Annotated in this window: 25 protein-coding genes, 1 pseudogene and 1 other annotated feature; of the genes and pseudogenes, 13 read left to right on the top strand and 13 right to left on the bottom strand. The window is 65.6% G+C overall.

Annotated elements, in window-relative coordinates; all coding sequences use genetic code 11:
- Nucleotide 1 precedes the first annotated feature (1 nt).
- Both ACFTS5_RS13595 and ACFTS5_RS13590 read left to right on the top strand, forming a co-directional pair.
- On the top strand, nt 2-1,234 hold the full coding sequence (locus tag ACFTS5_RS13595) for a hypothetical protein (RefSeq protein ID WP_378630719.1): 1,233 nt from the start codon (nt 2-4) through the stop codon (nt 1,232-1,234).
- On the top strand, nt 1,227-2,699 hold the full coding sequence (locus ACFTS5_RS13590; RefSeq protein WP_378630718.1) for a serine/threonine-protein kinase: 1,473 nt from the start codon (nt 1,227-1,229) through the stop codon (nt 2,697-2,699). The genes ACFTS5_RS13595 and ACFTS5_RS13590 overlap by 8 nt, the downstream gene beginning before the upstream one ends.
- A 181-nt stretch (nt 2,700-2,880) precedes the next feature.
- Here the strand turns inward: ACFTS5_RS13590 and ACFTS5_RS13585 are convergent, their stop codons facing one another.
- Nucleotides 2,881-3,432, bottom strand: coding sequence for a hypothetical protein (locus tag ACFTS5_RS13585; RefSeq protein ID WP_378630716.1), 552 nt, complete (start codon nt 3,430-3,432; stop codon nt 2,881-2,883).
- Between the two features lie 270 nt (nt 3,433-3,702).
- Here ACFTS5_RS13585 and ACFTS5_RS13580 point away from each other — a divergent pair, with 270 nt between their 5' ends.
- Entirely contained in the window at nt 3,703-4,329 is a 627-nt protein-coding gene (locus tag ACFTS5_RS13580) for a TetR/AcrR family transcriptional regulator (protein WP_378630715.1), read from the top strand.
- Between the two features lie 21 nt (nt 4,330-4,350).
- Here the strand turns inward: ACFTS5_RS13580 and ACFTS5_RS13575 are convergent, their stop codons facing one another.
- The gene (locus tag ACFTS5_RS13575; RefSeq protein ID WP_378630713.1) at nt 4,351-5,415 is read right to left on the bottom strand and encodes a lipocalin-like domain-containing protein; all 1,065 of its coding nucleotides are present in this window, start codon (nt 5,413-5,415) and stop codon (nt 4,351-4,353) included.
- Nucleotides 5,416-5,432: 17 nt separating this feature from the next.
- Nucleotides 5,433-6,800, bottom strand: coding sequence for an oxygenase MpaB family protein (locus ACFTS5_RS13570; protein ID WP_378630711.1), 1,368 nt, complete (start codon nt 6,798-6,800; stop codon nt 5,433-5,435).
- A gap of 107 nt (nt 6,801-6,907) precedes the next feature.
- Here ACFTS5_RS13570 and ACFTS5_RS13565 point away from each other — a divergent pair, with 107 nt between their 5' ends.
- Nucleotides 6,908-7,576 carry a hypothetical protein gene (locus ACFTS5_RS13565; protein WP_378630710.1) on the top strand — a complete coding sequence of 223 codons (669 nt, stop codon included), beginning with the start codon at nt 6,908-6,910 and terminating at the stop codon, nt 7,574-7,576.
- Between the two features lie 55 nt (nt 7,577-7,631).
- Here ACFTS5_RS13565 and ACFTS5_RS13560 read toward each other — a convergent pair whose 3' ends face one another.
- The 5 genes from ACFTS5_RS13560 to ACFTS5_RS13540 form a co-directional block, all read right to left on the bottom strand.
- Entirely contained in the window at nt 7,632-8,801 is a 1,170-nt protein-coding gene (locus ACFTS5_RS13560; RefSeq protein ID WP_378630708.1) for a serine hydrolase domain-containing protein, read from the bottom strand.
- Between the two features lie 124 nt (nt 8,802-8,925).
- Nucleotides 8,926-9,666 carry a hypothetical protein gene (locus ACFTS5_RS13555; protein ID WP_378630706.1) on the bottom strand — a complete coding sequence of 247 codons (741 nt, stop codon included), beginning with the start codon at nt 9,664-9,666 and terminating at the stop codon, nt 8,926-8,928.
- Between the two features lie 315 nt (nt 9,667-9,981).
- On the bottom strand, nt 9,982-10,464 hold the full coding sequence (locus ACFTS5_RS13550; RefSeq protein WP_378630705.1) for a nuclear transport factor 2 family protein: 483 nt from the start codon (nt 10,462-10,464) through the stop codon (nt 9,982-9,984).
- A gap of 80 nt (nt 10,465-10,544) precedes the next feature.
- Entirely contained in the window at nt 10,545-11,081 is a 537-nt protein-coding gene (locus ACFTS5_RS13545) for a hypothetical protein (protein ID WP_378630703.1), read from the bottom strand.
- 314 nt (nt 11,082-11,395) lie between these two features.
- Nucleotides 11,396-12,073 carry a hypothetical protein gene (locus ACFTS5_RS13540; protein WP_378630702.1) on the bottom strand — a complete coding sequence of 226 codons (678 nt, stop codon included), beginning with the start codon at nt 12,071-12,073 and terminating at the stop codon, nt 11,396-11,398.
- Here ACFTS5_RS13540 and ACFTS5_RS13535 point away from each other — a divergent pair.
- Nucleotides 12,047-13,246, top strand: a complete 1,200-nt coding sequence (locus ACFTS5_RS13535; RefSeq protein WP_378630700.1) for an SMI1/KNR4 family protein — start codon at nt 12,047-12,049, stop codon at nt 13,244-13,246. The two genes, ACFTS5_RS13540 and ACFTS5_RS13535, sit on opposite strands and share 27 nt — an antisense overlap.
- Before the next feature lie 203 nt (nt 13,247-13,449).
- Here ACFTS5_RS13535 and ACFTS5_RS13530 read toward each other — a convergent pair whose 3' ends face one another.
- On the bottom strand, nt 13,450-14,088 hold the full coding sequence (locus ACFTS5_RS13530; protein WP_378631442.1) for a hypothetical protein: 639 nt from the start codon (nt 14,086-14,088) through the stop codon (nt 13,450-13,452).
- A 36-nt stretch (nt 14,089-14,124) separates the two neighbouring features.
- Between ACFTS5_RS13530 and ACFTS5_RS13525 the strand changes: the two genes are divergently transcribed.
- On the top strand, nt 14,125-14,316 hold the full coding sequence (locus ACFTS5_RS13525; protein ID WP_378630699.1) for a hypothetical protein: 192 nt from the start codon (nt 14,125-14,127) through the stop codon (nt 14,314-14,316).
- Between the two features lie 126 nt (nt 14,317-14,442).
- Here ACFTS5_RS13525 and ACFTS5_RS13520 read toward each other — a convergent pair whose 3' ends face one another.
- Nucleotides 14,443-14,619 (bottom strand): hypothetical protein, encoded by a 177-nt coding sequence (locus ACFTS5_RS13520; RefSeq protein WP_378630697.1) that lies wholly within the window; start codon nt 14,617-14,619, stop codon nt 14,443-14,445.
- Between the two features lie 615 nt (nt 14,620-15,234).
- Between ACFTS5_RS13520 and ACFTS5_RS13515 the strand changes: the two are divergent.
- From ACFTS5_RS13515 to ACFTS5_RS13500, 4 genes and pseudogenes are all read left to right on the top strand, one after another.
- Nucleotides 15,235-15,384, top strand: a pseudogene (locus ACFTS5_RS13515) (DUF1214 domain-containing protein); the annotation flags it as partial.
- Nucleotides 15,363-15,704 (top strand): DUF1214 domain-containing protein, encoded by a 342-nt coding sequence (locus ACFTS5_RS13510; RefSeq protein ID WP_378631441.1) that lies wholly within the window; start codon nt 15,363-15,365, stop codon nt 15,702-15,704. The pseudogene ACFTS5_RS13515 and the gene ACFTS5_RS13510, both read left to right, overlap by 22 nt.
- 29 nt (nt 15,705-15,733) lie before the next feature.
- Nucleotides 15,734-15,901: a CsbD family protein gene (locus ACFTS5_RS13505; protein ID WP_378630696.1), complete on the top strand. Its 168-nt coding sequence runs from the start codon at nt 15,734-15,736 to the stop codon at nt 15,899-15,901.
- A gap of 90 nt (nt 15,902-15,991) precedes the next feature.
- Complete coding sequence (locus tag ACFTS5_RS13500) at nt 15,992-16,831, top strand: DUF1206 domain-containing protein (protein WP_378630694.1); 840 nt, start codon at nt 15,992-15,994, stop codon at nt 16,829-16,831.
- Nucleotides 16,832-16,876: 45 nt separating this feature from the next.
- Here the strand turns inward: ACFTS5_RS13500 and ACFTS5_RS13495 are convergent, their stop codons facing one another.
- Nucleotides 16,877-17,323 (bottom strand): MarR family winged helix-turn-helix transcriptional regulator, encoded by a 447-nt coding sequence (locus tag ACFTS5_RS13495; protein ID WP_378630692.1) that lies wholly within the window; start codon nt 17,321-17,323, stop codon nt 16,877-16,879.
- A gap of 131 nt (nt 17,324-17,454) precedes the next feature.
- Here ACFTS5_RS13495 and ACFTS5_RS13490 point away from each other — a divergent pair, with 131 nt between their 5' ends.
- Nucleotides 17,455-17,781 carry a cupin domain-containing protein gene (locus ACFTS5_RS13490; RefSeq protein ID WP_378630690.1) on the top strand — a complete coding sequence of 109 codons (327 nt, stop codon included), beginning with the start codon at nt 17,455-17,457 and terminating at the stop codon, nt 17,779-17,781.
- A 396-nt stretch (nt 17,782-18,177) separates the two neighbouring features.
- A complete protein-coding gene (locus ACFTS5_RS13485; protein ID WP_378630688.1) occupies nt 18,178-18,480 on the top strand; it encodes a hypothetical protein in 303 nt (100 codons plus the stop codon).
- Between the two features lie 250 nt (nt 18,481-18,730).
- Here ACFTS5_RS13485 and ACFTS5_RS13480 read toward each other — a convergent pair whose 3' ends face one another.
- Complete coding sequence (locus ACFTS5_RS13480; protein WP_378630686.1) at nt 18,731-18,868, bottom strand: hypothetical protein; 138 nt, start codon at nt 18,866-18,868, stop codon at nt 18,731-18,733.
- 50 nt (nt 18,869-18,918) lie between these two features.
- Here ACFTS5_RS13480 and ACFTS5_RS13475 point away from each other — a divergent pair.
- Nucleotides 18,919-20,156 (top strand): IS3 family transposase gene (locus ACFTS5_RS13475; protein ID WP_378630684.1). Its coding sequence is split into 2 segments (ribosomal slippage): nt 18,919-19,201 and nt 19,201-20,156, totalling 1,239 coding nucleotides; the frame shifts between segments, so codons are not numbered across the junction.
- Nucleotides 19,194-19,322: a sequence feature (AL1L pseudoknot), on the top strand. (Overlaps the previous gene by 129 nt.)
- 37 nt (nt 20,157-20,193) lie before the next feature.
- On the opposite strand, the gene ACFTS5_RS13470 is transcribed toward ACFTS5_RS13475, so the two are convergent.
- Nucleotides 20,194-20,787 (bottom strand): tetratricopeptide repeat protein, encoded by a 594-nt coding sequence (locus ACFTS5_RS13470; protein WP_378630682.1) that lies wholly within the window; start codon nt 20,785-20,787, stop codon nt 20,194-20,196.
- Between the last annotated feature and the right edge of the window lie 140 nt (nt 20,788-20,927).

The raw sequence follows: 20,927 nt of genomic DNA, 5'->3' as shown, positions 1-20,927 counted from the left end.
GATGTTCACACGTGGTGAGCGAATCCGAACCGTGGCTGTCCTGGCCACGGCGTTGACGGTGCTGTGCGGGTGCGTGCGTCCCGGCGAACCCGTACCCCAGCAACTCGACCTGGCCGCCCTCGATGTGGGTTCGAACAGCGTCGACCCGATGACGCCGCCGACCTCGAGTACCGAGAAGTACGGCAGGATACTGGAATCGGTGCGGATGGGTGAGGCGGTGCTCGATCCGATCGAGGTCGATCCGACGCTGACCAACGGCATCTCCAACCGGACCGCGCCGCTGCCGACACCGTTGAAAGCAGCCGGAATTCTGGCTGAACCGGTCCGCGACGTGCTCGAATCCCAGGACATGCTCGCCGGATTCGCGGTCAGTGGCAGCGATGTCAACTTCCGTGGCAAAGCACCCGAGATCGGCTCCGCCCGTTTGCTCACCGTGTTGCTGCTGCGCTTCCCGGACGACACGAAGGCGCGGCTGGCGGCCAGGCAGATGAACGCCACCGACGCCGCGGTCACCGCCGACAACGTCGCGGTGCGGATCGCGGAGTACCCGGGGGCGTTCGCGCATTGGCGCCCGACCGTGCCGACCATGGCGGCCACCCTCGCGCACGGGTCGTTCGTCGTCAGCGTGCTGGCCGCGCACACCAGCCCGGACCAGGCCGCGCTGCTCGCCATGGTGCGCAAGACCTTCGACGTCCAACTCCCCCGGCTGCAGGATTTCCAGCCGACCGCGCCGGACCGGTTCGCCGACCTGCCGCTCGACCGGGACGGCATGCTCGCGCGGGTGCTTCCCTTCGGCGCCGGGCACTGGCCTACGCCGACGGTGATCACCGCCGACACCGACGCCAATGCCGGCTGGTCGGCCTCGATCGCCATCGGCGGCGTCGTGCTCGGTCCACGAGCCACCCGGCTGATGAAGCACTTCGGTTTTCAGGATCAGATCGAAGTCGTCGCCGTGAACGGGAACAATCTGGTCGAACGGTTTCCCGACGCGGTCACCGCGCGCCGGGTCTTCACCAAGGAGCGGCAGGCCGCCGATCCCGCCACCCTGATCGACACACCGGTCGGCGTGCCGGATGTCTACTGCAACGACCTCGATCAGCACCCGGCATCGCCGTCCCAGGTCTACTGCCATGTGCTCTACGGCCGGTACACCGCTTCGGTCCTCGGCCGGAGTCCGGCGCACGCCAGGCAGCAGAGCGCTGCCCAGTACGCGCTGCTGGTGCGCAGTGAATAGCCGTCCGCTGCCGCCGGGCACGGTCTTCGCCGGGTACCGGATCGAGCGGGTTCTCGGTGTCGGTGGCATGGGCACCGTCTACGTCGCCGCCCATCCCCGGTTGCCGCGTCGCGACGCGGTGAAGGTGCTGTCCGCGGAATTCGGTGCCGACCCCGAGTTCCGGGCGCGCTTCGGTCGCGAAGCCGAACTCGCCGCGCGGCTGGACCATCCGAACATCATCGGCGTCTACGACCGTGGCATCGAGCACGGTCAACTGTGGATCGCGATGCGCTTCATCGACGGCCCCGACGCCGCCACGCTGCTGCGCGACCGCGCGCTCACTGCGCACCGTGTCGCGCATCTGGTCACCGGGGTGGCTCGCGGACTCGATCACGCGCACCGGGCCGGGATGCTGCACCGCGATGTCAAACCGGCCAATATTCTGGTCGAATCCATTCCGGGACAACCGGATCGGGTCGCGGTCACCGATTTCGGTATCGCCAAGGCCGCGGCCGCGACGACGCTGACCCAGGCCGGAACGATTCTGGCGACCGTCGCCTACGCGGCCCCCGAGCAGCTCACCGGCACGGCGATCGATCACCGTGCCGATGTCTACGCACTGGGCTGCACCCTCTACGAACTGCTGACCGGTGCCAAACCGTTCCCGCGACCGAGTGTCGACGCGGTGATCGCGGCACACCTGTACGACCCGCCGCCCCGCCCGAGCGCGGTGTCCGGGGAGCTGCCGCGGCGGATCGACGACGTGATCGCCCGCGCACTGGCCAAGGATCCGCAGCGGCGCTATCCGAGCTGCGGCGCGCTGGCCGCCGATGCAGCCGCCGCCCTCGGCGTCCCCACCGAAGCGGTGGCGGTGGCCGAGCGTGCACCGGCACGTCGCCGTAGCCTCGGCATCGTGGTCGGCACGCTGACGGCGGTGCTCGCGGCAGTCGTCACGAGTGTGGTTGTGCTGAACCGTGATTCGCCCGACGAGAGCACGGCTGCGGCCACGTCGACGGCACCGATCGACCCGAACTCCTGGGCGGCCCACCAGTGGGTCGTCGACGCTTTCCCCGAACTGCTGCCGAAAACCCAGGCAGACAGCGGCTACCAAGGCCTGCGCTGCAGCGCGGTCGACGGCAACCAACGTCCCATCGACGCGCGCCAGACCCGCGATTCGCTGAACGCACTCGCCTGCAACGGTGACCAGAACCCGGTGTTCCGCTTGTTGCTCACCTGCGGAACCGACGAACCGGCGGAGCGCTACGTCTCCTCCGCCACCGCGGTTTTCGTCGGCGAGGAGAACTGGCAACGGCCCAGCGGTCGCGGACATGCCCGCTGGAACGACACGCAAGGCATCGCGGGACCGACGGGCGAGATGCTGATCGAGTTCGAGAACGGCACCCGCTCCCGGTGCGCCCTCGGAGTCTCGGGCGGCGCCTCGGGCCAGGACCTCTACGACCGCTGGTGGCGCAGCGCCCCGCTCTGAGTCCGGCGCCGACAACTCGGATGACGACGTCGCCGGGTGAATCGCCAGTGGATTCTGGTCGAAAGACCGGCATGCATGGTCGGCGCAACCTCGGCAAGCAACTGCTCCGCATCGCGCCTCGGTCCCCGCACACACAGACCTGAGGTCGATGCGGCGAGGACCGTGGCCTCCAGCCGGTTCGCTACGTCCGGGTCCTCGGTGTCGCCGGTGGAGTTCGCGCTTCGCTGCGGTGTTGGTCCCACCAGTCGCTGTCGTGGCGGGTGGGGGTCGACTCCTTCGACGGCGGGGACTCACTCGGGATGCCAAGGACTCTCAGCCGCCAGTCGTCCTCACGGATCGCGGCCACGATGCGGACGGGAACGACCGCCGTGAGCAGCAGGTAGTTACCGACGCAGATCATCAGGCAGATCGGGGGAACCGACACCACGATCGCGGTGCCGAGAGTTCCCATCTCGATCGGATCCCGCGAGATCGACAGCAGGTTTCCGCAGATGCTCGACAGCACGGCGGCCACGAGCAACAACTCGTAGACCCGCACCAGCGAGGTGGCCTTCTCGTCCCGGATGCCCACCAATGTGATGAAAGTGCAGGCGACCAGCGCGACGGTGAGACCGACGACCACCGGCCACAGCCAGGTCAGGTGCTCGGGAACTCCGGCTACCCGCGCGAGGGTGGAGGTGAAGGTGAAGGATGCGATTGCCGCGGCGACGACCAACGCTGACCCTAAGCCCACTAGCAGCTTCGGTACCGTGACGGGAATAGGGCGGGGGAAAGGGTCCGTGTGGTCCATCAGGCTCCATCCTACGGTCTACGGTCACCAAATGTGCAGGCACTCAACAGAGTACGTGCCCGCACAGAGTGCGAATCGCCGCAGAATTCGCCCTGGGGGCGCTACCTCTCGCCGCGCACCCTGTTACCGACCAGTCAGTGTGTATCCAGTCGTCGGCCGGCACGCCGTACGCCGCGCGATAAGCTGGCCTCGACGCGCACACGGAAGGCGGCCATGACCGGAGGGACCAGGGCTTCGCGACCGGCCGAGCCGGTGTCCAAGCGCAAGGCGGCGGCGGCCGGTCGCGGGACACGCAGGCTCGGAGTCGAGGACTGGACGTCCGCCGCGCTCGGCCTGCTGCTGCGAAACGGCGTCGCCGCCATCACCATTTCCACCCTGTGCGACGAACTCGGCGTGACCAAGGGCAGCTTCTACTGGCATTTCGACGGCATCGATCAGCTCCTGGAGACCACCGCGCAGTTCTGGTGCGCCGACCACAACGACGCGGCGCGCGGCTTCCACGACCTCGACGAGCTGCCACCCCAGCAGCGATTGGCCCGCATGGGTGAATTGCTCACCGGGGAACGGGTCTGGCAGGTCGAGCTCGCGGTCCGGGACTGGGCCCGGACGAACGCCAAGGTGGCCGAGGCTGTGAAAGCGTTGGATCAGCGGATATTTCACACGCTGTCCGACACCCTCGTCGACATGGGGTTCTCGACCGAGCAGGCCCAGATGCGCGCGGGTCTGATGTGTTTCGCCGGAATCGGCTTCGTGCACGGCAACCAGAACCTGCCCGTGCCGACCGAGGAGCAACGCCGCGAGTTCTTCCGATTCATCACCAGCGGACAGGAACCGGGCTGATCGTCCAGGCACGAGTGCCGGTCAGGTCAGCGCGACCAGTTCGTGCAGGGTCGAACCGGTTCGTCGCTGCGTTCCCGCGTCGGTGCGCACGCTGAGGTCGAAGGTGGATTCGAACCGAAAGTAGCCGGGGTGCCCGACCAATCGGTGCATCAGCGGCTTGACCACCCGCGATCGCACCACCGGAAGATCGTCGAGCAGGTCGTGGGCGTGGATGACGCGAACCACGTCCAACCGGAGGTCGAGCTGATCCGGTACATGCAGTTCCACCCATTCGGGATAGGTGCGTCCCGCGGTCACATCGAAGCGTTCCGGCCCCTCGGTGAGCCGGGTCTCGCCGGTGGACAGCACGATCTGGTCGTGGTGGGCCAGCATCAGCGGGCTGATCTCGTGTCCGCCTCTGCGCTGCTGGGTCAGCACCGAGGCGAACAGCAGCGAGTAGTCCTCGACATAGAGCCGACCCCAGTGCCAGCGCTCGATGATCTTCTTCATGTCGCCGACACCCCAGTTGTGGTCGTGATAGCCACGCCCGGTGACCACGTGCCGCACGCCGTCGAGCTCGATCGTGCCGCTCACCCGCGCTCGGGGAGCGCCGACCATCCAGCCGAAGGAATCCTTGGTACCGAAGCGGGTTTCACCTTTGCCCGGCATCCAGCCGGGTACCTCGTTGTGGAATCGCAGATCGAACTCGATGCCGCCCTCGGCCATCCGCAGGTGGTGGGTCACCTGCCCGTCAACGTCGGACACGGTGCGTGCGGTGTTCTGACCGATGCGCACGTCGCAGCCCTCGGCCGAGAACGAGGTGGCCGAACGGGGGTAGCGCTGCGACACCTGACGCAAGGTGCCGTCGGGCGAATAGACCATCATCTCCACCCAGGGCCTGGCCAGGGGCAGATCCTCGGGCCTGCGTTTGATCAGGAACCCGATCACCACGTGCCCGGTGTCGAGGTGCGCGTCGAAGTACCAGTGTTCGAAAGCCAGTGTGCTCGACGACGGATGTAATGCGTTGTGCCGGGGCTCGACCGGTGTCAGCACGCCGTCGCGACGTCCCGGCCCGTTCCACACTTCGACGATGTCGGCAGTACTCATGGCTACCTTCGGTGGGTTCATCGGCGCAGTGCGCCGCTGGCGTCGAATGCGGCGGTCCGGCCCCGCATCTGGGCTCGATACCAGTTCTCGCGATGCGCGAGCATGATCTTCTCGTGCGCCCGCGCGAACGGCGGACAGAACCGGCGCACGATCTCCATCACGGTGATCAGCGGGAATCGCGCGATCGGAACGACGATCCAGGGCAACGCGGGCGGCATGGTGTAGCGGCGACGGGTTCCCGGCGCCATGTACATCGCGGAGTACACGGAATTGATCCGGTAGTTGTACATTTCGCGCAACCGGGTCAGGCCACGGTGCCCGTCGCGGGGCGCGAACGCCGCCGGATACGACTCGATCAGTTCCGTACCGTGCTCCCCCGCGTCGTAGGAGCGCGAGACCATCGTCATGGCCAGCACCCGCAGGGCGTCGCGCACGGTCTCGGGGTACCAGCGCAACCGCACACCGAGCAGGTGGCCCATGTACTTCTGGAAGTGCAGCAGCGCACGGATTTCCGAGGGCGTCGTCTGGTAGCCCAGCGCCCACAAGCCCAATCCGGGGGTCACACTGCCTGCCAGCAGGGTCAGCATCTGGTAGGTCTGGCTGATCGGCAGACCCCACCGCCGCGTGTCCCATTCGGGGTGGCCGGCGACCTTCGCCCGCACCGAAACGTGCATGACACGGACCTTCAGCGCGGTGGCCCGGCCCGCCGATCCCGGGGTGAGCAGCGCGTCGGGAGCCGAGACGTCCATCCAGAAGCGGGTGGTCTCCAGGAACCGGCGCAGCGCACTGTCTCCGGCGTAGCCGCCCGCCAGCGACAACGGGGTCGCGACCGCGGCTTCGGTGTACATCTCGAGGGTTTCGGCCCCGGCGAAACTGAACAGCATGGTGCCCCAGCGCCGCCAGATCGCCGCGCCCTGTTCCACCAGTTCGGGGACCACCCAGTCGGGCACCGTTTCGAACTCGGCGAACAACGCGCGCATGGACTCCGGTGCGTCCGCGACGGCGTCGATGCCCTCGGCCAGCGCTGTCTCCAGCATCGCCCGCCCAGCTTTCGAGCCGATCTCGCCGTGCATCACCTCGGCGACGAATCGCTCGGCCACCGGATCACCGGCGAACAGGTCTTCGCACAGGGCCGCGGCCTGTTCGTCGCTGGGGAACAGCGGTTGCCGGGTCACGGCCGTGAAAGCGCGTTCGACCCGTCGCACTGTCGGCGTGCTGCGGGCTTCCCAGTAGCGAAAAGCGGTGGGACATCTCGACGGGGCTCGCACGGTGTCCACGGTGCTCGCGACCCGATGGACCTGATCCTCGACGAACTCGGCCAATGTCGGCCTCCTGACGTGAAATTCGCTGAACGACCCACGCTGGGCGTCACGTCCACCGACCATACTATGAAGCACACTTATCCATACCTGAAAGTATGGAAGCGTGTGGCACGATCGTCGGTGCCCGCGTCCGTTGTCATCGGCCGCCATCCGACACCGGAGGAAAACCAATGGGACTCGAGAACGAGGAGTTCGACTGTGTCAGCCCACCATTGGCGCTCTCCCCCACCGACGCCCGCCGGTACTGGTTCGACCACCGCCACCACGAGTGCGAGCTCGGCGCCGCCGCGTGGGAGGTCCTCAACGGATCCCGGGGTCTCCCCTGGCCGAACGCACCCCAGCCGCACAACTCCCCGGACTGGATGAATGCGTATCGGGAGCGCGGTCTGCCGACCGCGATCACCACCGACGGGACTGGCGTGGAGCTGGTGTGCGACGACACTGTCACCGCGCTTCTGGTTCCCGCCGGACTGGCCGCCGCCACCTACGACCGCAACCCGTTGGCAGTTCCGACCCTCGCTACGGCGCCGCCCTATGTTCCGCTGCACCGCTGGGCGATGCTCACCCGAACCGCGCCCCTGTCCGACGATGCCGTCAGGACCCTCACCGATCTCCACATCACCGTCCTCACGCCCGGTGAACGTCTGCGACTACCCACCGGTCCCGACACCTGCCTCGACCCACCGCACTACTGGCACGAATGGCCCCGCCGGTCCACCTCCGGCAAGCCCTACCTTGTCCTGCTGCTCCAAGTCGCCAACATGCTGCTGAACACCGGCACAGCCGGATGTCGCCTGGCGTCGATCGACGGCCGCCTCGAAGTCCTGCGCAACCGGTGATCGCGGGCCGGTACGCCGTGCCGATCGAACCCGGCTGAAGGGCGTCGCCCGCGGCTCAGGGCACCGCCGGCGGGCGTTCGGGAACCAGGAGGGTGGCGATCTCGGTGCCGATGCCGACGGCGTTGTTCTGGTTGGAGTCGGAGGTGGGGCCGAGGGTGTCGTAGACCACGACGGTTGTCTCGGTTTTCGTGTCGTAGAAGGCGACGCCGTCGTAGCCGCCGTAGGACGGGTTCATGTACAGCCAGTCGGCGAGGTGGACCACGCCGAAGGCGAAGTATTTTTCGGTGGTGAACGGACCGAGGCCCGCGGTCGACGGGCCCATCATCTGCTGAAACTGGTCGGGGGTGAGTCGTTCGCCGGTGCCGAGGGCGCGGACCCAGCGGCCGACATCGCCGACGGTGGAGTTCATGTTGCCGCTGTGCAGGAAGGCGGTGGGGTTCCAGAACGTGGAGTCTTCGAAGAAGTTTCGTTCGTTGGTGTAGCCGTGCAGGATCGGTTCGTCGACCTGCGGGGTGAGGACAACTTTGCTGTCGTGCATGCCCAGTGGGACGGTGATGTGCTCGGCGATCAGATCACCGAGGGGCTTGCCCGCTGCCTTTTGCAGGACCTCGCCGAGCACGACCAGATCGCTGTGGGCGTAGGCGAAGCTGGTGCCCGGCTCGAACAGCGGAGGGCGCGCGTTGGCGCGCTCGAGCAGTTGCGGCGCGGTCCATTCGCGGATCGGGTTCTCGCCGAATATCTTCAGGAACTCCGGTTCGGTCACATAGTCGGAGATTCCGGAGGTGCTGTCGGCGAGCATCCGCGGAGTGATCTTGTCCGCGCGCGGGAAATCGGGCAGCCAGCGAGCGATGGGTTCGTCGAGTTTCAGCACGCCCTGTCCGTCGAGTCGCCACAGGACCGTGGACAGCATGGGCTCCATCGGCTGGCCGACACGCAAGCGCATATCCACGGTCGCGGGGACACCGAGCGGTGATCCGCCCAGCGCGCCCAAGGCGATCTGCTCGCTGCCCCGCCATGCGCCGTAGACCGCCGAGCTGAGGTCGAGTTCGGTCATCTTGGCGCGAACGATGTCGGCGATCTTCGCCGCTTCGGCACTCTCGACCGGTGAGGACGCGGCGCCGTCGGACTTGTCCTCCGTACCGCAGCCGCCCGTGGCGATGGCGAGCACGACCGCGAGCACCGCGCATGCTCTGCGGCATCGGCGATGCCTGGGCGACTTGCTCATGACAGAGATCCCTTCGTCGAGGAACGCTCACGATCACAGCAAGGTCGAATCTACGCGTCCATCGGGCTCAACCGGCTCAGGCTCGTCAGGACCTTGTCCTGCGACGCGGCTGCCGTCGCCGGATTCAGCTGAACGAACGCAGGCAGAGCACGAAGGACTCACCACCGCCGGAGCCGATGTACCCCGCGAGCTTGACGGAGTCCTCGTACTTCCGGCACTCGGTGGTCTTGTCCGTGCCCTCGATTCGGGCGATGACCTTCGCCTGGGCTCTCACGTCCGAACAGCCCACCTTCACCAACTCGGCATCGGAGAAGCCGATACTCAGGTCGTCCTCGGTCGCGACACAATCGCCGGCCGACAGCGCGCCGGGGCCGGTGGTGTTGCTGGTGTTGCCGATGACCACCGCCGTCGCGATGCCGATGACGACCACGATCGTGATCAGCAAACCGACCACGTAAGGGCGGCGGCGCAGCAGCGGCTTGCCCGGGTCTCGCGGCGGTCGCGGGCTGCCCGGTGCCGCCCCGCCGGGACTGAACCATCGGTTGGCCGATCCACCGAACAGCAGGGCGATGACGGCGATCACCGCGACCAGCCCGAAAGGCCCGGGTGACATCCGGACGAAGGCGAAACCGGCATCGGTGTCGACGTTCCCGCCGTTGAAGGCCATGGAACCGAAAGCCACGAGCCCTTCGATCACGGCGAAGACGGTCGCGGTGATCCGGACCCAGCCCCGCCGTCGCGCGAAGAACAAGGCAGTGACCGCCATCGCCCAGAAGAACAGGTACCCCTGAGCGTTCCCGCCCGCCGCATAGGGATGGCCCATCCCTATCAGCGCGACAGTGCCGGCCAGTCCGATTGCCGACATCACGACAATGATGACTCGCGCCGCCCGAACACGCCCCGGCATCTGCGAAGATGTTGTGTCACCGCGCGATTCGATACCCCCACCCGTCCGGGACGGAGACTGCTGCGGTGCCTGCTGATCCATACCTGTCGCCCCCCTGGTGATTCCGCGCTTCGCGTGCCCGATCCTATATATGACGCCACTGTCGAGGTGCGACAGAAGGATGGCGTCGAGTAGGCGTGCAAGGATCGCGTGGTCGGATGGAGAACGACGTGCTGAGTGATCACGGCCGGGCTTCTCATGTTGCGGCCGAGGGAATTCGGGAGACGACTGATTTCAGTGCTTCAGCGATGGATCCCAGCGGTTGGCGAGCAGCGTGAAGCTCGGGAGGTCTTCCAGCGAGGTCAATGCCTCGTAGATGCGCTCGTATCGCGTCGAGGCGATCCGCCAGATTCCGTCCGAGTCGCGACGATAGGTGTCGGAATAGTATCCGCCACCACGGATCTGGATCTTCGCACCCGGCACGAGGACGGTGTCCTCGAATGCCCAGGACCCCTTCGCGGTGTCGCCGTCGACCTCGATCTCGGGATGGTTGGCGATGTGGACCGTGACGATCCCGGGTCCGAGGTTCTTGCGCATGAAGGCCACGACGTCGGCGCGATTGTCGTAATGCAGTGGCTCGCCCATGGCCTGGGTGCCATAGCGCGCGGAGACGTCCTCGGCGAGGCAGTCCGCGAACTCGTCCCACAGTTTCAGGTCGAGCGTGCGGAAGTAGCGGTGCTTGAGACGCTTGATCTCCTCGATAGCAACCAGGTCCATGACCGGAGTGTAGAACGTGTTCTAGATTCGGCGCAGGAAAAGCGCGCCTCGAGCAGCTCCCCCGAGCGTTCCGCCTCGGATCAGTGCGTGAGGACGACCTTCGCCGCTACGACGGCGGTGGCCACGCAGCTGAGCAGAATCGCCCCGAGCAGGGTCGACCGATCCGGCCGCGCACCCTCGAGCCTGCGGATGACGAACGTGATTCCACCGATCCGCACCAGCATGGCGACCTCGGCGAGCACCTGGGCGGTCCGTGGTTCGAGCCACCCGACCGCCGCCGCCACGAGGATCGCGCAGGGCAGCACCGCCGAACTGAGGATCGGCAGCGAATCGCGCAGGTCGAGCCATGGCTGGGGTGGAGAGGGCGCGTCGCTCTGGCGTACCGATTGCCCGACGCTCTCGGCGAAGACATGGGCGATGAAGGTCGACAGGGCGGCCCCGAGAACGACCGCGATGCCGACATCCTCGAGGGACGGTGCGACCGGGATCAACGCGGAGAGGATCAGGACGTTCCCATAGATGTACGCGCTGATCCGGCGAGCCGCGTTCCGACGGTCGAGCGAAACGCTCCGGGAGAACAAAGGCCCGTGTAAGAGCTTGTTTTTGTCGCGTTCCATCGGTCCTCACCCGTTAGTCGCACCCTTACGAGACAGCTCTGGTGAAGCGGGGAGGTGCGGACACGCGGGGTGGGAATTCGGTGCACCTCGTCGAGAATCGCTACTGACGACGACTATATGCCCGGTGCCCTCGTCGAGCCCGGCGCACGAGGTCTTGCGCCCCTGCCCCGAACGGCGGCCAAGCCCCGGTCTGGCCGGACGAACCGCGAGGGTCGGCGTTCGAGTGCGGTGCACGACGGCCCCGCCTGCTCGGGGCGAGGCGGGACCGTGCGAGTCAATTCACTCGATCAGTAGCCCTCGGAATGGCTGCTGAATCAACGAACTCCCCCGATGTGGACCGTGCTGACACCCTCGCCGACGATGACGTCAGGCCCAATCGGCTCCAGCCGACCCCGGGGTGGTGTCGGGGTCATTTCGCGAGCGACGATTCGATACCGCCGTTGGGGGCCATCGAAGACCGTCGTGCGTCCTTCATCGAGTTCGACCTCGTGTCCATCGCTGAACTTGTCTCCAGAAATCTTCGCTGTCGCCTGGAAGATGGTCTGATAGCTGTCGATCGCCGAACTGCCGGAGTCCGGCGTGAAGGGTTCGTTCAACCTGTAACTGAACTGGTAGACCTTCCCGTCTTCGGATGCCGGGGCAGTCCCTCCGACGCCGTAGCCGTACAGCGTGCCGGTTTCGTACCGCATCCAGAAAAGCTCCACCGACCAGCCATTCTGGACGGGATCTGTTCTCCAACTCGAGCCCATGAGCGTCTCCTCACGAGATGGGGGGCGGGACTTTCGAATGAAATCCACAGAATCGATCCACCCGGAAGCGTAGATCAGCCCGGCCGGGTTGAGACCGATTGACGCTCGTCGGTCGATGCGGTCGTTCGCGACCGCGCGCTCAGCGGCATTTGCGGATATCTCGAAGAAGGGCCGGTACCTCTCCTCACCACGATCTCGGCCCGCACCCGTCCGGGCTTGTCGGCGGCTGGTCGTAGCGTTCATGAAATGAACTGGAGACCGTGGTTGGAGCTGTGGAGCGAGGAATGGATCGCCAGCAGAGATCCTGATGAGTTGGATCCCGAGGTGGTGCAGCAGCGCTGGCTCGGGTACGCCCCGGCAACCGAGGCCGACATCGCCGCGGTCGAGCTGCGCCTCGGCCTGCGGTTGCCACCCTCCTATCGCAGCTTCCTGCTGACCACCGATGGATGGCGCCATGCCGGGGAATTCGTGCGGCAGATGCGGGACACCACCGATCTGGGATGGCTGCGTGATCTCGAACCGACCTGGGAGTCCTGGGCAGACCTGATCACCGAGCCACCAGTCGACGCGCCGGGTAACCCGTTCAGCCGCGGACTACTGATCTCGCTGCACGCCGACGTCGGAGTCCTGTTCCTCGACCCGGCCGACCGCGACGACAACGGCGAATGGGCCGCCTACAGCGTGTTTTCCTGGGGCGAGATCCCGCAGCGGTATCCCTCGTTCACCGCCCTCATGGAATCGAAGTACCAAAGCCTTCATCAAATACGTCAGCCGGCGGGCAGAACCCGTGACAACTGGGATCTGGTGGCCGAACAGGCACGAAGCGAAGCCCTTTCCGGGGACATCGACACAGCCATGGCGGCCCTGGAGAAAGCCCAGCATTTCGGCCAATCACGCGCCACGGTCTTACAAACCCAGCTCCAGATGTTCCTCAGCACCTCTTCCCCCTACGACGCCTCCCGGATCCTTTCGCGCGTGCTACCGCTGGCACCCGTTCCGGAGGAATTCTTCACCGGTCCACTGTTCACCGACGAGTTCGTGCCATGCATGTTCCTGCAACACGCACACAAAGAACCCTGGTATGCCTCCGCGCTCGACGTTGCCCAGATCGTCGACGACCCCGGGGGCGAGATCAAACGTGCCATCGACGGGCACCGGGCCCGGGTAGAGCGGCCCGGCTACCAACTCTCCTACGGCAACCAGGCATTCGACGCCGCGGTACGAAAGGCGCTCGCGCAACACCACTCCGACCCGGCGGCGCTGTGGCATGCGCTCGAGGCCGCGATGGCGCATTGGCGGCCCCGTACGCCAGATCACATCGCCCCGGTCGGCTTGCTCGCCGACCCGGTGCTGGCTTACAGCCTCACCCCGGAACGCGGGCGCGCGCTGTTGAGTCAACCGCGCAGCGGCCGCTGACCCGGCGAGGCCGACCGAATCGGTTCCTTCATAGGTTGCGTGCGACCGAGCGACAACTCGGTCCTCACCGCACACCCGCACCGGCCCCTCGGATCATCTGCGAGCACACCGGAATAGCACGCTCATCGGCATTACCGGGCTTCCATGGGTCGTGGTCCGTGCACGATGATGGGGGTTGTCACTCGTGGCGGAAGTCGCCGCGGTCAGTGGTCGGGAACGTGCACCGTGATTTCCCCGCCGAGGTGATACCCCTCGGCCAGTCGCAGGTTGTCGCCGCTCCAAAATCTGCCCGGGTCATACCAATTCGGACGTCTATTCGGCAACAAGCCCATGGCCTCATACGTCATGGCGACGATCTCCGCGCAGTAGGCGTTCTCCAGACCGGCATGATCGGATTCGCGCCTTTTCGACCGTTTCGGTATCGGCACCCGGCCCAGCAACCAGCGCCCCGCCAGCGCGCCGGTGGAGGGGAAGGGCATGCCGTCCAGCCTCGCCACCACCCGCAGCGCTGCATCCTCCATCTCGCTGGTCACCGGCCGATCCAACTGACGCATCCACGCCTGTTGCCCGTACTCCTGGCTCCATCGGATGACCGCAGCCCGCAAATCGTGTAGCTGGGCTCCGCGATGATGGCTACCCGACCAGATATCCGGCAGTGCCTTACCGAGTTCGGCATGCCATATCAGCGCCGGTAGGTCATCGATGACCACTGCCATGCCGACGTGGTTCACCGGGCTGTTGGTCAACCCCCGTATCGCGCGATCCGCGCGAGAATGCCCGCGAAACAGCCATAGATCCCCCGTTCGCGTCAGCTCTACTGCTTCGTCCAAGCCGATACTCATCGGCGTTTCGTCTGGCACAGCGACTAGCCTAGGCGCATGCGCTGGTGGAAGATATTGGGTCTGGCCGGGACCGCGGGTGTCGCGGCGACCGGGGTGGTCATCGTGCGGGCCGAACGCAAACGTCGCGCATACACCCCGGACCAGGTCCGCGAACGGTTGCACGCGCGCCTCGGCGATAAATCCAACAGACCGAGCCCCACCACGCCAGTCGATGACGGCAAGTCCTGATCGAAAGATGTCCGTAGCGGTGACCGATGCTGGATCCGGTGCGCCGCCGCGCATCATCCAACGAATCTGGCGAAGTGCACTCTGGTCGACGTTTCGAGAATCGTCCCGTGATGACTCATTCCGAGGTCATCGAGACGTTGGAACGGGGGCGGCGATCGCGGCGTCGAGATCCTGGACGGCTTTGTCGTACTGATTGCGGTCGAACAGAAATGGGCCGAATGCGGCGCAGTCACGAGTGGTGCGATCGCTGATTTCGAAGGTATCGATGAGATCGGCCAGAGGGATGGTATCGATGCGGGGCATGATCTGGTAGACGCCGGGCGGTCCTGGCCGATAGTCGAATCCGATCTCGCTGATCGCTGTCGAACGGCTGCGCTGCAAGCGCTTCCGATCTCGGGTGATCGACTTACCCCCCACACAAAGCGGCGCGCGTCGGGGGGTTGGGCACTGCGGGGAATCACCGACTGAGGCGCACGACGCCCTTCCCAGTGGAAAGAATCACGGCGTCGATGTATCCAGCGCTCGCCCATCCCGCAACGGTGGGCGGACACGCTCATCGGCAGCTCAGTGCGCTCGTCGGCCGGCGGCGCAGCCCTCGGGACCGCGCGTCCGCGGCATGACAGTGCGTTCGCTGACCGACGTCTGAGCCGCCTTCCCGGACTGTGTAACTTCACCGGTCCTACCCGACCACACACTGATCGAGATCTTGGACGCAGCCGCGGCAGTCGGTGAGAAATACGCCGCCACAGTCGCTTTCAACCCCGATGACCATCTGCGGGTGTGGCCGAATCGGCATTGGACCAGCAACATGATCCCCGGCCCGTACGTCACTGCCGACCCGGAGTTCACACCGCGACCTACCAGAACTTCGACGGGCGTCTGACCTTCTTCTATTCGGCGTTCTCCACCTCGGATGCGATGTTTTTGGCGATGCGGGGCAAAGGCGCGCAATACGCGGGCGCGTTCTTCGACGCCTACGGGGAACGACCGACCGGTGAGAACCACTACACCCTGCACCTGCCCGCCGGGATGCCGGTCGTCAACTACTGGTCACTGGTGCTCTACGACGCCACACCCGCTGCCTGCTCGACAACGGTGGATTCGCCTCACTGGCATCTGACCAGAACGTCGTCACCGGCCCCGACGGTTCGGCGCAGCTGTATTTCGGCCCGGAACCGCCCGCCAGCGGTGAACAGAACTGGATCAAAACCGTGCCGGGCAGGGGGGGTGGTTCGCGGCGCTGCGTCTGTACGGACCCACCCAGGACGCACCTGGCGTTCGGGGATCTCGGCGGGCGGGTTCGTACCAGGAGGCTCGCCGCGACCACGCGGATCCCTGTGTTGAAGATCAACATCGTTGACAGCCGTGGGGTTACGGCGTTGACTTGATCCCACACAGCGAGGAAACCGCCATGAGTATGAGCAAGAAAATCGCGAATTCCGTCGAGGCCACCAAGGGTCGGATGAAGAAGGTGTTCGGTCGCGCCACCGGCAACCGAAGCCTCGAAGCCGAGGGTCGGGCCGAACAAGTCAAGGGCAACCTGAAACAGTCCGCCGCCAAGATCAAAGACGCCTTCAAGAACTAGCTTCGCCGAACGAGAGACCTCGCACTAGACCCCGCGCGCCGACCGTTGCGGACCACCTCGACGGATCCACCACACGCAGGGGTTATCACCATGCCGAACAACACCGTCTCCCCATCGTCGTACGACAACTCAGCCAGTGCCGTGGCCAAGGTGGCCCAGAACAGCGTCTTCGAACGATTCGCCCGCGCGGGCTTCGTCATGAGCGGCATCGTGCACCTGTTCATCGGCTACATCGCCATCCGGCTCGCCCTCGGCGGCGGAGGCGGAACCGCCGACCAATCGGGGGCCATGGCGGAACTGGCCGCCAAGCCGGGCGGTGTCCTCGCACTCTGGGTCGGTGTCGTCGCGTTCTCGCTGATGGCGTTGTGGCGGCTCGCCGAAGCGGCACTCGGCAGCTCCTCCAGACCCGGCTCCGACAGCAAGAAATCCGAGGCCGTCAATCGCGTCAAGGCATTCTCCCTCGCGGTGGTCTACCTCGGCTTCGCCGTCTCCGCATTCGGATTCGCCCGGGGCGCGGGCGAATCCAGTAGCGAGCAGAGTACGGGGATCACCGCTGCGATGATGCGATCGAGCGTGGGCACGATCGCCCTCGTCGCCGCCGGGTTGATCATCATCGGGATCGGCGGCTATCACGTGTACAAGGGCGCGACCCAGAGCTTCCTCGAAGACCTGCAAGGCTCCACGAGCAAGCTGGTTCGCCGGTTGGGCACGGTGGGATACATCGCGAAGGGGTTCGCCGTCGCGGCTATCGGATTGCTGGTGATACTCGCGGTCGGCCGATCCGATCCCAGCGAAGCCACCGGACTCGACGGAGCGTTCAAAACCCTGGGAGCACAGCCGTTCGGAGCTGTCTTGTTGATCGCGGCCGGCCTGGGCATCATCACCTACGGCTTCTACAGTTTCGCCATGGCGCGATACACCAAGATGTAACTGACTCTGGGTAGCGCCAGACCGGCCATCGACATATCGCTCGGCTCACAGCGGCCGGAAAGCACGTGGGTTAGCGGAATCGGTTGCAGCGTCAACGATCTCGCCGAGCACCGCCCGCACGGCGGCGATCTGATCCGCGCCCACCCGTGCGGTCAGTCTCCGCTCGTAGTCCGCGTGGAAGGTCCGGACGGTGTCGAGCATGTCGCGCCCGCGCTCGGACAGCTGCAGCAGTTTGGCGCGCTTGTCATTCGGGTCGGCGCGGCGCTCGACATAACCTTGCCGGACCATCTCATCCACCACCTTGGCCGCACCCTGCGCGGTAATCCCCAGGTGCTCGCCCAACTGGCTCGCGGTGAGCGCGTTGTCCGCGAGTGTGCGCAGCACGTACCCGTACGAGGCGCCCAGCACCTGATGTCCGTGCCCGGCCAGGTGTGCGTGTAACTCCTGCACGAACCCCTGGTAGGCCTGCCCGAGCAGTACCCCGAAATCCATGCTTGACTCCCTCCGTACCGATATGTTCAACTCACGTTGTACACCATAGTTGAACACCTTGGTTGAACATCAGGAGTAGAGCATGCCACTCATCAAATCCGCCGACGCACCCACCTTCCAGGCCCCCCCTCATGACCGCCATCGGATTGGCCGCTCCCAGCCGGGATTCCAGCGAGAACAGCGTGTGGCGATTCACCCTCGAAGCGGGCAATCCCGGTCACGCGCACGCGGTGTCGCGTGAGGAGATCTTCATCGCCCTTTCCGGGCGGGCGCAGGTGATCATCGACGGCGAGACCGGCGAGCTTTGCGCCGGGGATGCCCTGGTCATCCCCGCGCACACCGTCTTTCACCTGAGCGTCCCGGGCGATGAGCCGTTCGAGGCGGTGGCGGTGCTGCCGGTCGGCGCGTACGCCCAGGCCCCCGGCGGCAATCGCGTCAGCCCGCCCTGGGCTCAGTAGCCCACGTACACAACCTCATTCACACCGCAGAGGAGAGACCCATGGCACTCATCACCGCCGACCAGGCCCCGCGATTCGAGAACGGCCACGCCGACTTCGTGGGCCTGCCTGCCCCCAGCCGCGGTTCCACCGAGATCTGTGCCTGAGGGGCTCAGCATCAAACCCGACGTCGATGCCCCGCCGTATGCCCTGGACCGCGAGGAGATCTTCATCGCGCGGGCTACCGTCGGTCTTCGTCAGTACAGCCGCAGTCGCCAGTTGTGCACCCAACTCGGCAGTTGAGTGCGTTCGTCGGCGGGGGTCGTGGCCGTTCGGGTCGCGCGGATCGCGGCAATATAGGGCGTTGGCCAGGCGCCGAAGCGAGTATCTCTCAACTCTGCGTAGCATCTGGTCATCATGAACGGCCAGGAGATCGTAGCTACGGGTTCGTGGCTGTATGCCGACATCGTTCTCATGCCGGTGTTCGTCGTCCGTCTCGACTACGATTTCTGGTACGAAGTTGCCCAGGACGAGGGCACACTCGCGGAGGGCGAGGAGCCGATCCTCGATTCGGCCGGGCATTCCTATTACGTGTCGTTCAAAGCCCTCCGCGACGATGCGTCATTCTGGCCTGATTCCGGGCCGCACCGTTCGGTTGATGATGCGCGGATCACGGCAGAATCGAGAGTGCCCTCTCCGATCACATGGCAGTTCTGGTGAATCACTTCCCTGAAAGATCATTGTTCGAAGCGTCACGATCCGTCGGGCACGCACGCCGCAGCCCGCACTGAAATCGGCAGTAGCGCAACCGTTTTCGCAATTCTTGCGATAATCCTGACTCGCGGACGCAGAGGTATGCGTGCCGGAGAGCAGCAGTGGTACTTGGCGTTTCACCGAAGACGCCCGGCTGCCGAAGCATGTGTGAAGGCGACAGCAGCCCACACTCGGTATCCACTCCTTCCGAACAGGTCTAGGCGTGTGGGGTGCCGGGGTCTATCGGCTGCCGCCAGACGAGCACAGCGACGGTCGCGGTGAGGATTGCCGCGGTGAGCGCGAAGGGTATCGGGATGAGGGGGTCGATGAGCACGAGTAGTCCCGCGGTGGGCATGAACCGTCACGGGTTGAAGACCGCTTCCTTCTTTGAGGAAGATGGTCATCATGTCCAAGCGTTACCCGCCCGAGGTTCGCGAGAAGGCTCTGAGGTTGGCCCTGGACCACCTCGACGAGTACCCGTCCGCATATGCCGCGGCGCAAGCGATCGGTCCGATGGTCGACGTGCATCCCGAAAGCCTGCGTCAGTGGATCCTGAAAGCCCAAGCGAGTCCGGGTAAGCCCGTGGCCGCGGCGAAGACCGCCGAGCAGCTCGAGCTCGAGCAGCTGCGTCGAGAGAACCGGGAACTGAAGCAGGCCAACGAGATACTGAAGTTGGCGTCGGCTTTTTTCGCGCGGGAACTCGACCCGCGACACCGTTGATCGTCGGATTCATCGATCAATACCGCCAGGTCCACGGCGTCGAGTCGATCTGCCGCGTGCTCACCGAGCACGGCATCCAGATCGCGCCCCGGACCTACCGAAAAGCTAGATTCCGGCCGCCGTCGGCCCGCGATGTTACTGATGCCAACCTCGAACATGCACTGCGTGGGCTGGTCGGTAGCCCGGAGCAGATGTATGGGCGGCGGAAGATGACTCGCTATCTGCGTCGGCGCGGACACTCGGCAGCGTTTTGCACCGTCGACCGGCTCATGCGGGATTTGGGTATGAACGGCGTGGTCAGAGGTCGCCGCCACCGCACCACGATCCCCAGCAAGGACGGGATCCGTGCCGGTGACCGACTCAACCGCGACTTCGGTGCGCAGGCGCCGAATCTGGTGTGGGTTGCCGATTTCACCTACGTCTCGACCTGGACGGGATGGGCGTATGTGGCGTTCGTCTTCGATGTGTTCGCGAGGTCGATCGTGGGATGGACCGTGTCATCGACGAAGACGACCGCGTTGGTGTCCAAGGCCCTTAACATGGCGATCTGGCGACGCGATCACTACGGACATCCGATCGAGCCCGGACTGATCCATCACTCCGACGCCGGCAGTCAATACACCTCGGTCATGTTCACCGAATCCCTTGCCTTGCAAGGACTGTCAGCCTCGTTCGGCAGCGTTGGCGATGCCTACGACAATGCACTCGCCGAGTCGATCATCGGCCTGTTCAAGACCGAAGTCATCCCTCGGCACGGCCCGTTCAAGACCGTTGCCGATGTCGAATTCGCGTTGATGGAGTGGGTCGACTGGTACAACAACGCTCGCCTGCATTCCCGGCTCGACTACCTCACCCCGGCCGAGTACGAGACTGCCTACTACGCTCAAAACCCGCCACGCCGACCGGCGCTGGTCAACTCCTGAAGCCGGTCTTCAACCCGTGACGGTTCACCGACGGTATTCAGCGGGAGTTGCGGAGCACCACATCGAGATTGTGCCGCAGGTCGACCACGATCGGATCGTCAGATCCATAGGCAACCAGGGCCGTGCGATAGGCCTGGTCCAGGATGAGTGCGGCCCGCTGCCTATCGCCCGACTTGAACAGGCCGGACCCGACCGCTTGGGCGGTGGCCAGCGTTTCGGGGTGATCGCTCCCGAGCCCCTCCTTCTTGGCCTCGAGAACCGTCAGGAGCAGAGGGATCCCCTCGGCCCACTCGTGCATGAGTAGCAGTGCGGAGCCCAGGTTGTGCGCGGCGCCCAGCGTGAGGGCATGGTTCGGGCCGAGGGCGCGAGTGGCGCGGTGGTGGGCGTCGCGATGCCGCGCGGCGGCATCGGGAAAGTTCCGCTGCTGGTAGCAGGCGGATCCGAGGGCGTCGATCACGGTGATCGTGAAGGGGTGCTCCGCTCCGATCTCGGCTTCGCAGTCGGCGAGCAGTTCGGTCAGTGCGGACTCGGCCGATCTGTGGCGGCCGGCGTCGAGCAACTGCAGCGCATCCCGCAGGCGCCGTTCGAGTTGCGCGGGAACGCGATTCGGTCGACGCCATGTGAATCTCAATGCGGCCTCCATCGCCCGGCGTTTTCTTCAGGGTAACCCGCCGCCGCCCCCGCATTCGGCGATTCGAATCGCGACCTCGAAAAGCGATGTCGTTGCGCTGCACCCACTTCGACGCGTTCCGCACACCCACCGACCGTGCC

It is taken from the genome of Nocardia sp. NPDC056952, assembly GCF_042674185.1.
Classification (GTDB): domain Bacteria; phylum Actinomycetota; class Actinomycetes; order Mycobacteriales; family Mycobacteriaceae; genus Nocardia.
This window is presented reverse-complemented; position numbering and strand designations above follow the sequence as displayed.

What these genes read in the sequence shown, in the direction of transcription:
- ACFTS5_RS13595 (WP_378630719.1), top strand. Translation starts at nt 2, where the DNA reads ATGTTCACACGTGGTGAGCGAATCCGAACCGTGGCTGTCCTGGCCACG.
- ACFTS5_RS13580 (WP_378630715.1), top strand. Translation starts at nt 3,703, where the DNA reads ATGACCGGAGGGACCAGGGCTTCGCGACCGGCCGAGCCGGTGTCCAAG.
- ACFTS5_RS13575 (WP_378630713.1), bottom strand. Translation starts at nt 5,415, where the DNA reads ATGAGTACTGCCGACATCGTCGAAGTGTGGAACGGGCCGGGACGTCGC.
- ACFTS5_RS13570 (WP_378630711.1), bottom strand. Translation starts at nt 6,800, where the DNA reads ATGGTCGGTGGACGTGACGCCCAGCGTGGGTCGTTCAGCGAATTTCAC.
- ACFTS5_RS13565 (WP_378630710.1), top strand. Translation starts at nt 6,908, where the DNA reads ATGGGACTCGAGAACGAGGAGTTCGACTGTGTCAGCCCACCATTGGCG.
- ACFTS5_RS13560 (WP_378630708.1), bottom strand. Translation starts at nt 8,801, where the DNA reads ATGAGCAAGTCGCCCAGGCATCGCCGATGCCGCAGAGCATGCGCGGTG.
- ACFTS5_RS13555 (WP_378630706.1), bottom strand. Translation starts at nt 9,666, where the DNA reads ATGTCGGCAATCGGACTGGCCGGCACTGTCGCGCTGATAGGGATGGGC.
- ACFTS5_RS13550 (WP_378630705.1), bottom strand. Translation starts at nt 10,464, where the DNA reads ATGGACCTGGTTGCTATCGAGGAGATCAAGCGTCTCAAGCACCGCTAC.
- ACFTS5_RS13545 (WP_378630703.1), bottom strand. Translation starts at nt 11,081, where the DNA reads ATGGAACGCGACAAAAACAAGCTCTTACACGGGCCTTTGTTCTCCCGG.
- ACFTS5_RS13540 (WP_378630702.1), bottom strand. Translation starts at nt 12,073, where the DNA reads ATGAACGCTACGACCAGCCGCCGACAAGCCCGGACGGGTGCGGGCCGA.
- ACFTS5_RS13530 (WP_378631442.1), bottom strand. Translation starts at nt 14,088, where the DNA reads ATGAGTATCGGCTTGGACGAAGCAGTAGAGCTGACGCGAACGGGGGAT.
- ACFTS5_RS13525 (WP_378630699.1), top strand. Translation starts at nt 14,125, where the DNA reads ATGCGCTGGTGGAAGATATTGGGTCTGGCCGGGACCGCGGGTGTCGCG.
- ACFTS5_RS13520 (WP_378630697.1), bottom strand. Translation starts at nt 14,619, where the DNA reads ATGCCCCGCATCGATACCATCCCTCTGGCCGATCTCATCGATACCTTC.
- ACFTS5_RS13505 (WP_378630696.1), top strand. Translation starts at nt 15,734, where the DNA reads ATGAGCAAGAAAATCGCGAATTCCGTCGAGGCCACCAAGGGTCGGATG.
- ACFTS5_RS13500 (WP_378630694.1), top strand. Translation starts at nt 15,992, where the DNA reads ATGCCGAACAACACCGTCTCCCCATCGTCGTACGACAACTCAGCCAGT.
- ACFTS5_RS13495 (WP_378630692.1), bottom strand. Translation starts at nt 17,323, where the DNA reads ATGGATTTCGGGGTACTGCTCGGGCAGGCCTACCAGGGGTTCGTGCAG.
- ACFTS5_RS13490 (WP_378630690.1), top strand. Translation starts at nt 17,455, where the DNA reads ATGACCGCCATCGGATTGGCCGCTCCCAGCCGGGATTCCAGCGAGAAC.
- ACFTS5_RS13485 (WP_378630688.1), top strand. Translation starts at nt 18,178, where the DNA reads ATGAACGGCCAGGAGATCGTAGCTACGGGTTCGTGGCTGTATGCCGAC.
- ACFTS5_RS13480 (WP_378630686.1), bottom strand. Translation starts at nt 18,868, where the DNA reads ATGCCCACCGCGGGACTACTCGTGCTCATCGACCCCCTCATCCCGATA.